The organism is Mesorhizobium sp. LSJC280B00, from assembly GCF_000502835.1.
Classification (GTDB): Bacteria; Pseudomonadota; Alphaproteobacteria; order Rhizobiales; family Rhizobiaceae; genus Mesorhizobium.
The window spans coordinates 1-11,479 of record NZ_AYVL01000062.1 but is presented as its reverse complement, the minus strand read 5'-3'; the positions used below and the strand labels follow the sequence as shown (position 1 = coordinate 11,479).

Here is an 11,479-nt window from a genome sequence, read left to right as displayed (position 1 = left end):
TCGAGATGAAGAAGGCGCAGAAGGCGTAGACCAGAATCTGCACGCACATGTACTGCACGATCGCGGTTATCCAGCCGGCGAAGAACCGGGTCGTGTAGCCGAACAGCATGAGAATGATGAACACTGGGGCGAGCGCCAGCAAAAGCCAAAGAAAGATCTTCGACAGGATGATGAGGAAGATCGCATAACCGATGAGCAGCGCGCCGACGACAAGGATGATCGCCGCCAGCACGTAGCCGCCGAAGTTCAGCACCCCAAGGCTCTTGATAAAAGCAGACGTGGAATTGGCGAGCGAATCCCAGATGTTTTGCAGGGCCGTCTGCACAGAGTTGACGGAGTTCAGCCCGGCCGATGTCCCTGTCACATTGGCCGAAACGCTCGTGAGAAGGCTGTTCCCGATCGCGGAAGGTGTCTCATTCGCGAACGAATAGGCATATGTTTGAAAGTCGCCCCAGCTCGTCGCCAGAGCGTAGATGACGAAGGCGCGGAACAGGCGCCAGATCATCTCTTTTCCCGATCCCGTCGAGGTTCCCTGCCAGATGCTGATGGCCCAGAATATCACGTACAGCGTCAGCATCAGGCCGGCGACACCCACCTGTCCGCCGCCGGTCAAGGCCGATGCCAGGTTCTGGTAGGCTTGCGATACATAATTATTGCCGAATTTGTCGACCTGCTGCAGAAGCGTCGTGACATTGAAGTTCATTTTTTTGCCGTCCCACCTGGAAACAGAGATGGATCGCTATTGAGTGCCTTCATCGGACCGCACTCAAATGGCCTCTTCGCTTCTGTTCTTGGTTCGGGCGCCGCGAACGCCAGTGGCTGCATCGGTCCCTCGTCGCGCGAGCATGGAGCCTTGAGCGGCTTGTGGCCGCACCCGGAGGTCGCGACAGCGCCGACGACCGCGGCCGCTGATAGAAGCAAGCGCACCGTCATTGGCCCGACTTGTATTCGAGCCCCCGCGTGGCCTGGGTGATCAGGTTCATACGATCGATGTTTTCCTGGTTGGCGGCCGCCGTAGCGGTGTTCACCGCGCCGATCAGTTCGTTCACGGTCAGACCGGTTTGCACCATGATCTGGCTGTTCTGATCGATCGAGCCTTTGATGTCCTGCGCCGTGCCGATCCGCTGAGCGCCCGACTGAAAAGCGCTGGAACGGGTCTTCACTCCATTTTGCGAGGAGTCCACCAGCCCGGTGACCGTAGCCGCGACGTTCACCAGGGCGCTGTAGTTCTTATCCATCTGCGTCGTCTGACCATTGATCAGACCCGAAATGGTTTTCACCAACTGCAGGCCGTTGATCAGGTTCGAAACCATCCCCTGCGATCCGTTGCCGAGGCCGGCGAACGACAACGACCCGCCCGAGATCACGCTACCAAGCGAGGGCGCGTCCCCCATGGAGAAGCCGCCATTGCCCAAGGCCATCTGCGCCAGCTGGCCGGCCTGGCTCGACCGGTCGCCCGTGACGGCCTGCAGCGTCGCTTGCGTATAGTTCATGATGTTGCGGTCGGTGCTGAGGATCTCGCTCGTGGCCGATGCAATCTGCCGAGCCTGTTCCAGATTAGCCTCGTCGATCGTAGGCACCTGCGCAAGGGCGATGCCGCCCAAGCCAAGCAAGAGTGCCGCTGTTAACGGAATTCCACGCATAGCGCTTTCTCCTATTGAGCCTGATATTGCTTGACGGCCGACATCAGTTCGTCGGTTGTCAATGTGACGGGGTCGCTGTTCGCGTCCCGTTGGATTTGCGAAAGCATGGGCGAGACGTTTTCAACCGTGTCGGTCGTGCGCGGCGCCGTGCATGCGCCGTCCGTCGACGGGCAGCACGGGTTGCCGGCCGTGCCGCCGCCGCTCGTAGCCCCGGGACAGCTTGTCGAGCCACCCGAACCAGGCGGCGGGGACGCGGGAGTGGGCACCACCAGGCCGGAGGATCCCCGACTTGTCAGTGTGGCAGTGCCGATGTTGCGCACGTTGAAAGCTTGGGCGAAGAACCCTGTCGCCTGGATCACCTCGTTGAAGGTCAGCCCGCCTTGGGCGCGGATTGCGCTGTTGCGGTCGAAGGCTTCCATGACCGTTTTGTCAGTCCCGATATCCTGACCCATGGTCTCGAAGGACTGCCTATTGGGGGCCACGGTCGACATGCTGCCATTCATGCCGCCGACTATCTGGCTGGTGCTGTCCAGCAGGCTTCGTTCACCGGCATTGCCGCCGACAGCGCCCGATCCCGTTCCGGTCGAGGCGAACGCTGAAGATCCCTTGATGTCGGGATTGACCTGTTCCAGGGAGGCCCGGCCATTCGCCGGATCGACGGAAGCCTTCGGGCTCTTCACGTTCTGCGCCTTTTTGGGTGTCGTTACCGCGCAATTGACGCCCTGCGCGGCGGACTTGGTGTCCTCCTGGATGAGCTTGATCTGAACCTTGTCGGCCTTGTCCTCGCTCCGCTGCGACAGAATAGGGCTGTCAGAAACCGGCACGGCCGCCATGGCCGTCGATCCCGCGAAAATCGTCACAAGGGCGGCCGTCGTGCCCTTAATGGTCTTCATTCCGGGTCCCTCCCAAGAAAGATTGGCAACCAAACCTGCGGATCGTCGCCGACACGCGCGCGTAGCGCGTCGAGCTCCTGAACCGTCTCAATTCGACCGGAGAGGATCTTGATCGCATCAGGCATCGCGCCCAGAGTGAGGCGCGCAATGACGCTGTCCTGATCATGCTTGATCAGGAATTTGCGGGCTTCGGGCGGGGTTTCGCGGATCCATTTGATCTCGCGCTCCGACAGCCCGAACGCCCTGTGCGATTCCTCGTCGGCCTTCGGGTTGGGGAAAAAAATATTGGTCGGCGTCTGTTCGATCAGCGTGTTGGCGATCGATGATTTCACGATATCCGCCGCTGACTGCGTGCCGAAGCCAACGATGCCATTCAGCTTACGAATGGTTTTCAGCTTGTCCTTGATGAAGTAGCTGAAAATATCATTGTCCAGGAGCTTCCAGCCCTCATCGAGGAAGATCATGACCGGTTGCCCGTCAAGCAGCTCCTCGATGCGATGGAAGATATAGAGCAAGGCCGCCGTGCTGGTCGTTGCGTCGCTCAACACGCTCGTCATGTCGAAGCCGAAAATGGACGACATCGAAAACGAGTCTTCCGCGTTGTTGAACAACCAACCGCGCTGATCGGGCCTCATCCATGGCTGCAAACGCGAATAGAGATCGTCATCGCCGGCGCGCATCGCACCGCGCAACAGCTCGGCGAACTCCTCCATGGTTCGACCTTCCGGCGGCGCGCTCGCCACCTGGGCGATCGCGTTGCGGATGACTTGCTCCTCGCGCGTCGAGTGGGCGTGTCCGTCGGATCGACGCAGCATGAAGCTGAAAAGCTGGAAGAGAAATTCCCGGTTGCGCGGCGTATCGGGCAGGCGCAACGGGTTGAAGCCGGAAGGCTCCCCGGCCTTCAAAACCTCATAGCGGCCGCCAAGCGACCGCACGAAGATATCCAGGCCACGGTCCTTGTCGATCATCACCAGCTTGGGGCGCGGCGTGATGCGCTGCGCCTGTGCCGCGAGAAAGCCGAGCAGCACCGTCTTGCCCGAGCCCGAGGGACCGTTCAGAGTGAAGTTGCCGAGGTCTCGAACATGGAAGTTGAAGAAGTAGGCCGTTTGCGACGTCGTCTCGAGGACGCTTATCGGCGTTCCCCAATGCACCCCGCCGGTCCGGCCGCTCGGATAGTTATGGAAGGCCGAAAAGCCCGCCATGTTCTTCGATGAGATCATCGACTTGCGCGCCACATAGGCGAAATTGCCGGGCAGGGTGGCCCAGAACGCAGGTTCACAATTCAGGTCCTCGCGAACCCACAGGGCGGACACCTCCGTTAGCGCGGTGCCGACGTCGGTCACGCAGCGCGCCACGTCGTCCATGGTTTTCCCGAGGCACAGCACCGTCAAATGATGCAAGCCATAGAGCGCTTCCGAGGACAGAAGCTCATCGCGCGCTTCACCGAGCTGATCGGCCACGATCGAGCCGGCTTCATCCGACATGTCGATCTTGCGCCCGACCCGCTCCATCTGGGTCAGCGCCTGGGGCTTGTCGATGATGGCGAAGGATTGCGTCACGATGAATTCGTGCGGCACCTTCAGCATGGGGTTGAGCATCCCCGGCCCCGTGATGGATGGGTACTCGCTCACCGAAATGATGGCCCCGTATCGCGTTTCGCCAGGGAACGCCCCGCGAATTTCCAGGGCGTTCGGGCCAAAGAACAGCCGCTTCGTCGCCAGCGCCTCCGCAAGCTTCATGCGCGGCAGTGCCATCGGCCGCGGAAACCCGCCATTGACGAGCTGCACCAGGAATTCCAGCGGCTCGGAATGCCAAACGTCATTGCGCTTGACGACGGTCAGAACCCGCGCGCCATACGCCTGCAGGCTCTCTCGGACGGCTTTCATCACGTCCGTGAGTTCGATTAGCGCTCGCTCCTCGCTCGAAGAGCGACCGTCCGCCGCCCTGCCTCCCAAAAGCTTGCGAATCACAAGATCCGCTGTCCCGACCGTGCCTTGCAGCTCGCGCCGCACGATGGTCAGGTAGATATCGTTCACAAACATGCGCTGGGTGCGCAGGGCCGCCGTATAGCGCTGATCCAGCTCTTGGCAGAACATGTTCTCGAAGCTCGACTCGATCGCCGGCTTCACCTCGCGGCGCACGATATGCGAGTAGATCGCATAGCGGGAATTCGCCAACCCCCGAATGAGATCGTTGCGGCCGAGCAGGCGCGAATTGATCTCCGCGATATCGATCGTCTCGAAGCACAGCCCGCTCATGTGAACGAAGGACATCAACATGCCGTCCTGCGTCTTGATCACCTCGTCGGACACATGCCGTGAATAGGGTATATGGGCCGAAACCGGGTTCTCCCGACGGGACACGGCCCCGAAGCTCAGTTCATCGCGAAGAGCCCGTGCGATCGCCACGGTCACACCCGATAACTGCGCGCGCCCCAGAAGCTGGCGCTCCGGGGCGGCATCTTTCGTGAACGGATGAACATGATCTCGATGAACATGGGATCGCGCATGATCGCGATCCTGGCAACCGCATAGAGCGGCACGCAGATACAGAGCATGACCAGATTATGGCTTGCAAGGAACATGACAGCGGTCAGCACGCCGATGAACCCCGCAAGCTCGTAGGGTATGCCGAGCACCGTCGGCGCTCGGGTCAAGCCCTTGACGAGCGGAGTGATCAACAATCTGGGCTCGCCAGGATCGATCCAGCCGTCTGCCATCCCGATCACCTGCCGACCGCGGATTGAAAGAATTCGACAATCTGGGCCGAGCCGAAGACCAGCACGATACCCAAGACCCAGCTTCCGGCCACAAACCATGACAGGCGTGCCGCCCAGGCCATGAAGCCCATGAAAATGCAGAACAGAACCGCCAAAGCCGTGGCGATCGGACCGGTCAAGGTCTGCACCAACGTCTGCAGCGTGCTTTGCACCGGCTGGAGATTTCCGCCCCCGGCCATCGCTTGCGTTGCCAAGAGCATGAGCGGCATCGCCACACCAGCGCTGCGTGCAGCAATCATCTTCAAAAAGGTCATCAAAGCTTCTCCTCAGTCAAAGTTTTGCACCATCCCGCCCTGCCAGACCGGTGCCGTCGCTTTGTGAGACTCCGTGGTGCCGCCATTGCGGGAGTTGGTGCGGGATGTCGGATCATTTCGTTGATCCGCTACGCCGGCTGCGGCGTGTTGAAAACCGGCCAGGTCAAGGCTTACCGTCCCGGCGGGCATTACTGCCTCAGACCCGACCGATGGCCATTGGTAGAAATCGTTGATGACGTTGGCGACATAGCCGACCGTTTCGGGGTAGGGCGGCACGCCCTTATATTTGAGAACCGCGACCTCGCCGGCATTGTAGGCGGCGAGCATGTATATCGGGTTCGGAAATTTGCGATGCAGATCCCGCAGAAAGCCGATCCCACCTTTCACATTATCCGCAGGATCGCAGATATTGACACGGTAGCTTGCTGCCGTGGACGGCAGAAGCTGCATCAGGCCATAGGCCCCTTTGGGCGATAGCGCGTCGGAATTGAAGCGGCTTTCGGCCTGGGCAACCGCGAGAACGAGCGGCGGGGCAAAGCCTTGCTGGCGCGCGACCGTTTCGACGATCCGCTGTCCTTCTTCCTTCGACAGGGCAGCGACGCCGGGGCAGGGGTTGTCAGCCTTGATCGATGTCACCGTAGCGGCCGCGCGGTCAGCGCTTCCCGCCGTACCGATCCGCTGCACGTCCTGGATCTCAACCTCGTAGGCCGGCATCACCCGGCCCTTTGCGTCGACGGCCGCATTGACGATGCGACCGGCAGGTGCCGTAACGCTGCCCTGGAATTTCTGCGCAGCTTCCTGCGCAAACGCTGCGTGGCACGTCACCAGGAACGCACCCGCTGCCAATACCGTTTCGCGGGATCGAATCATTAAAATAATCNTAAAATAATCCTGTGCCGTTGCCGAGTACGCGATATCGAATTAATACAATGATCAAATGAACCGCAATCGCGAAATTGAGGCTGGCACAATGAAAATGAACAAGGTTCTTTCCATTGTGGCGTTTTTGCCGACCTTGTCGGCTCTGTCGGCGGCGCCGGCCCATGCTGATGATTTTGGCTGCAAGGTCTTGCTGTGCATCCTCAACCCGCAGGGTTGGGCGAGCGTTGGGGAATGTGTGCCCCCGGTCGAGCGCGCTTTCCGTATGGTCTCGCATGGGGAGCCCTGGCCTCAGTGCCCCGAGGCCGGCAGTTCCGGTCGTATCGGATATGAGAAATTCAAACCCTGCCCGGACGGCACGATCGCCGTCTCGCCTCAGACGGAATCGAGCGGGAGCGACAACAGCTCTCGCTCACAAACTGTCTACAAGCCCGACAGCAACGGCGCTTTCTGTGCTCCGCGGAATGCGACGAATGCCTCTTGGGGCACTTACCCGAGAGGTTCGGGTTACGGTACACGTCCAACATCGGCCGTGACGCCGCGCGAGAAGAGGACGGAGCCAAACTATCTTGATCTCACGACCACAGACGGCAAACAGCGTTTCTGGTTCGATCTGAGCAGGTATCAATAATGAAGCCTGGCTTCGCCGCCGCCGGCATTCTCGCGACCGTCCTCGCCAGTGTTTCGGCACTGGCCGAGGACCAACCCAATCCCTGGTTTCCGATCCCCGCCATGGCAGCTTTCAGCACCGGCGACACTTGGACCTATGCCGGTGAGACCCACCGTCTCTACGGCGTTCAAGCCTGCCTGCGAGGCACTTATTTCACAAATGGGGCAGGCGGGCGTGTCGATTGCGGGGAGGCAAGCCTTGCCATGCTCGTCTCTCTTATCCGGGATCTCAAACCTCAGTGCTACACGGCCGCCTGGCAGGCCGCGACCAAAACGCGCTTCGTCGTTTGCGTCGCACAGCCTACTTCAGGATCCGCGGCCGGTTCTCGCATCGACTTCGGCACGGCGCTGATCTCGACCGGCTGGGCTTTTGCGGCCGTCACTCCGAACGGCGCTCCGGTTCATGCTCCGTATACCGTCGCGCAGGAGGTCGCGAAAAAGCAGCACCTTGGCCTGTGGCAGTTCGCCGACATTCCCGATCCGAATGCCATCATCCTCCAGAACATCCGCAACGCTTCTAAAGCCGCTGGTCACTCTTCGAATCCGCCTGCAAATCGATAACCGGTCCCGGCGAGTTGCATCATACATTCTGTGGAGGCCATCGCAGGCGACGTCTGGAGAAGACGCGATCGCAAGGAGTCTGGCTGCGCTAATCGGTGATGACCGTACCAAATTGACGGCCGTTTCTTTGCGTCGATAGTTGCTAATAGCCGGCACGCCCCGCGAATGCGCGGCCCTTGGACAGCGCAGCATGTCCGGATTTCCAGACATGGCGGATCCTTGGACTATGGCTTTCCTTACTCTACGATAGCGCTTCGGACTGTGTGTCAGGAGCGCCGCAAGTCGGTCACCTTTGCTGTTGCCCGATAGCAGACGTCGCCGGCGACCACGCTGGACATCGTAGTTTCGCCCTCCGCTCGCGCGCGAAGACATCCCGTAAAAAGTTGATGCAGTCACTCAACAAACGTGATAGCCGCCGTCCCCGACTGCACTGATGGCTGCAATAAGCCTCTTCAGATGACGGAGATCAGGGGAATGGGGTTAACCCGGCGCTTGGAAGAACACGGCGATCATCCGGCGCTGATCTTTCATGGACGCACGCCGATCACCTACCGCGATCTTGCGCTGCGTGTCGCAGCGGTGGCAGCCGAGTTCGGACCGGAGAAAAAGTTGGTCGCGGTAGCAGCCGAGCCGACGGAACACGCGGTCATCTCTTATTTGGCGGCAATGCACGGCAGGCACGCCGTCGCATTGATCCCGCCCTGCGACGCGTCGGCTCTGGACGACTTCGTCGCCGACTATTCGCCCGAAATCATCTGCAGACGCGTAGACGCCCGCTGGCGCTGCCGCGCGGAAGCCGGGAGGTCCAATGGCGCACTGCATCCCGATCTGGCCGTGCTGCTCGGTACTTCCGGCAGCACCGGCAAGAGCCGGTATGTTCGCCTGTCAGCCGCCGCAGTCAGGGCCAATGCCGCGGCCATAGTCAGCTATCTGGAACTCGGCCATGGGGACCGGGCGGCGCTTATCCTGCCATTCCACTATTCTTACGGCCTCTCGGTCCTGAACTCTCATCTAGAGGCAGGTGCCAGCATCTATTTCCCGAAACACGGTGCCTCCCACGCCGCCTTTGCTCAAGAGATGCGCGAAGCGCGCTGCACCAATATCAGTGGCGTTCCCTACTCCTTCGAAATGATGGACCACGCCGGCTTTCGGAGGCACGACTTGCCTGAGTTGCGTTTCATGACGGTAGCCGGCGGACGCATGCAACAAGCTCTGGCCGAGACCTTTCGGCGCCATCTCGCGGACAACTCTGGCTGCTTCTTCATAATGTATGGGCAGACCGAGGCAACCGCTCGCATCGCCTATGTTCCCCCCGGCGAGCTCGAGGGCAATCTGGGCAGCATCGGCATTGCCATCCCGGGCGGCAAACTCTGGTTGGCTGATGAAGACGGCCGGCCAATCGAACAAAATGGCGAGCCGGGCGAACTCATCTACAGCGGTCCCAATGTGATGATGGGCTATGCCCATCGACGGACCGATCTGGCAACGGCGCACGAAGTCGCGGATTTGCGTACAGGCGACATCGCAAAGCGTGATGATCGCGGGTTCTATTCGATAGTCGGTCGCCGCAAGCGGATGTCGAAGATCGCGGGCCTACGCCTGAGCCACGACGCGATCGAAACGGCGCTTGAGAAAGCTGGGATCGCCGCAGCAGTCGTCGGAGACGATGAGCGCATTCTGGCGATGGTGACGACACCCAAAGTCGACGACAACGAGGTGCTCCAGGTCATGATGGCTGCAAGCGGACTGCCAAGGCCGCACCTCGAAGTCGCCAGGGCGACATCGTTGCGGAAACTCGCCTCGGGGAAGGTCGACTATGCTTCACTCCAGGCTCGCCTGCGAGCCCCGCGTCAGGAGATGGCCATGAATGTCCTGGACGCCTTCAGGAATGCCTTCTATCCGCGTCAAGTTGGTCCCAGCGACACTTTCGAAAAGCTCGGCGGCGACTCGCTGCTCTATGTGCAGCTCTCGCTGACCTTGGAACGTGAACTCGGGACCCTGCCGGAGGGATGGGAAACCATGCCCCTTGGCGACCTTGCCCGAACCGCCGAACCCAGGAACCATAATCGGCCCATCGATAGTCAACTGGTCCTGCGTGCTGCCGCGATCCTGCTGGTTGTTATCCATCACGCAACGCTCTGGCCCATTCCGGGCGGAGCCGCCACACTCGTGATGCTGGTCGGGTTCAGCCTGGCTCGCTTTCAGCGCCATCGGCTGTTCGCCGGCGATGGTCTGGCGGTGTTGCGGCCGCTGGTAGCCAACCTCGCGCTCTATGCGCCCATCGTCGCGGGTTTCTCCCTGGCGCGTGGCGAGGTGCTATGGCCATCGGTCTTCCTGAGTGGCAATCTCGGCNGCCGCACCGCCGCACATGGTGCCGTATCTATACTGGTTCGTTGAGGCGTATGCGCAGACCATTCTTCTATGGGTGATCCTGTTTTCCATTCCGCAGGCGCGGCGCATCGCACATGCAATGCCGCTCGCTTCTGGCATTTTCGTGCTGGCAATTGCTGTAGCAGCCAAGTTCCTCACGCCACTCGTCTGGTACATCGGCGGGCCGCAAATATTCACACTGCCTGACATCCTTTATTTGGCCATCCTAGGCTGGTGCCTGTACTTCCTCGACACGCCGCCGAAACGGAAGGCGTTCTTTGCCGTCGCCACTGTTCTTTGCCTGGTGCTGGCCTGGTGGGGCGGCAATTGGACAGGTTCCTGGGTCAAGTTCATGCTGGTGCTCGGCGCGGTCTTCGTCCTGCTTTTTATTCCGCGCATTACATTGCCCGGTTGGGCGGCGCCCCTCATCCTGCCGGTCTCTGCCGCCAGCTATCACATCTATCTTTTTCACCGCATAATCCCCGACTGGCTGCTTCCGCAACTCGACCTGGGCACGCAGCAGCCTTCCGGGCCGGCAGCGGCCATTTCGATTGGTCTCGCATCAGGCTTGGCAGTATTCTGGTTGCAAAAACAATTTATTGGCTGGCTTGCGTACCGGCGAGCCTCCCGCCTCGGTTCACGGAGCCATGTCGTCGGTGGCCCATTGGAAGCAGCCGAATAAGACAGATTGGCCGGAGAACGGGGACGCCACTTCGACAAAGTCGGCTTGGCCGATCTTGGCCATGGCGACGAGCAGGTGGAAAAGGGGAACGGTTCCCACAGATCGCCGGCAATAACCGTCAGGGATCAATCACCACGCGATCATGCAGGATGTCAGCTCCGGCTCCGCTTGCGGCGCCTCGATATCCGTGTCCAGCAGGTGCCGAGAGGTGCCGGACCCGCTTGGCTTTGGAGTTAACTCCAGGGCTTAGCGTTGAACAATCCGCTCACAGCTAGGCCACGACGTGAGTGTTTCCCGGCGCGAAGGACGCCAGAAACGGCCGATCTGCTTGCGGCCCAAATACTGCCGCGCGGCAACGCGCTGTTACCCGACCTTCCTACTCCGGCGAGAATTGGGTCGCCTTGGAGGTCGGGTTGTCAGATAGGCCTTCGATCATGCGGGCGATATCTGGCCCCTGGCCGAAGTTGTAGTGCGTATAGCCTGGCACGAAAGCGAGCCGGGCTCGGGCATACTCCGGGGTATCGTTTTACGGATCGCTGCGGGAACGCTCCTATTCCCGGCTCGTGACCGAGGAGGCCGCGCGAATCCTTCGCCGCTCGGCGCGGAGGTCCGTATCTTCAATCCTTCGGGCCTGCCGCTTCCGGATTCGACATCGGCCGACCATCCGAAGGCCCAGGAACTGCGAGACCTGTCGATCTGGTCTGAGGCTCAGGTCTGGTGCTCTCCGGAACGGCACGGTTCCATGACAG

General features: G+C 60.6%; 11 protein-coding genes and 1 pseudogene. 5 read left to right on the top strand and 7 right to left on the bottom strand.

Annotated features, from left to right (window positions below):
* The 7 genes from X773_RS72455 to X773_RS72425 all read right to left on the bottom strand — a co-directional run.
* Positions 1–703, bottom strand: a 703-nt coding sequence (locus tag X773_RS72455) for a type IV secretion system protein (RefSeq protein WP_023680711.1), incomplete at its 3' end; no start/stop codon positions are given.
* A 226-nt stretch (positions 704–929) separates the two neighbouring features.
* Complete coding sequence (locus tag X773_RS72450) at positions 930–1,643, bottom strand: type IV secretion system protein (RefSeq protein ID WP_031213324.1); 714 nt, start codon at positions 1,641–1,643, stop codon at positions 930–932.
* A gap of 11 nt (positions 1,644–1,654) precedes the next feature.
* Positions 1,655–2,536 carry a hypothetical protein gene (locus tag X773_RS72445; RefSeq protein WP_023680709.1) on the bottom strand — a complete coding sequence of 294 codons (882 nt, stop codon included), beginning with the start codon at positions 2,534–2,536 and terminating at the stop codon, positions 1,655–1,657.
* Entirely contained in the window at positions 2,533–4,944 is a 2,412-nt protein-coding gene (locus X773_RS72440) for a VirB4 family type IV secretion system protein (RefSeq protein ID WP_031213322.1), read from the bottom strand. Before X773_RS72440 ends, X773_RS72445 begins: the two co-directional genes overlap by 4 nt.
* Positions 4,945–4,946: 2 nt before the next feature.
* A complete protein-coding gene (locus X773_RS72435) occupies positions 4,947–5,255 on the bottom strand; it encodes a type IV secretion system protein VirB3 (protein WP_023680707.1) in 309 nt (102 codons plus the stop codon).
* A gap of 5 nt (positions 5,256–5,260) precedes the next feature.
* Positions 5,261–5,569 (bottom strand): TrbC/VirB2 family protein, encoded by a 309-nt coding sequence (locus X773_RS72430; protein ID WP_023680706.1) that lies wholly within the window; start codon positions 5,567–5,569, stop codon positions 5,261–5,263.
* 12 nt (positions 5,570–5,581) lie between these two features.
* Positions 5,582–6,283 carry a lytic transglycosylase domain-containing protein gene (locus tag X773_RS72425; RefSeq protein ID WP_245274881.1) on the bottom strand — a complete coding sequence of 234 codons (702 nt, stop codon included), beginning with the start codon at positions 6,281–6,283 and terminating at the stop codon, positions 5,582–5,584.
* Positions 6,284–6,506: 223 nt separating this feature from the next.
* Here X773_RS72425 and X773_RS72420 point away from each other — a divergent pair, with 223 nt between their 5' ends.
* The 5 genes and pseudogenes from X773_RS72420 to X773_RS77775 all read left to right on the top strand — a co-directional run.
* Positions 6,507–7,079, top strand: coding sequence for a hypothetical protein (locus X773_RS72420; protein WP_023680704.1), 573 nt, complete (start codon positions 6,507–6,509; stop codon positions 7,077–7,079).
* Positions 7,079–7,678, top strand: coding sequence for a thermonuclease family protein (locus X773_RS72415; RefSeq protein WP_023680703.1), 600 nt, complete (start codon positions 7,079–7,081; stop codon positions 7,676–7,678). Before X773_RS72420 ends, X773_RS72415 begins: the two co-directional genes overlap by 1 nt.
* A 456-nt stretch (positions 7,679–8,134) precedes the next feature.
* The gene (locus X773_RS72410; RefSeq protein WP_084641880.1) at positions 8,135–10,075 is read left to right on the top strand and encodes a non-ribosomal peptide synthetase; all 1,941 of its coding nucleotides are present in this window, start codon (positions 8,135–8,137) and stop codon (positions 10,073–10,075) included.
* A complete protein-coding gene (locus X773_RS74120) occupies positions 10,047–10,730 on the top strand; it encodes a hypothetical protein (RefSeq protein WP_023680701.1) in 684 nt (227 codons plus the stop codon). The genes X773_RS72410 and X773_RS74120 overlap by 29 nt, the downstream gene beginning before the upstream one ends.
* Before the next feature lie 527 nt (positions 10,731–11,257).
* A pseudogene (locus X773_RS77775) lies at positions 11,258–11,479 on the top strand (NAD(P)H-dependent oxidoreductase); the annotation flags it as partial.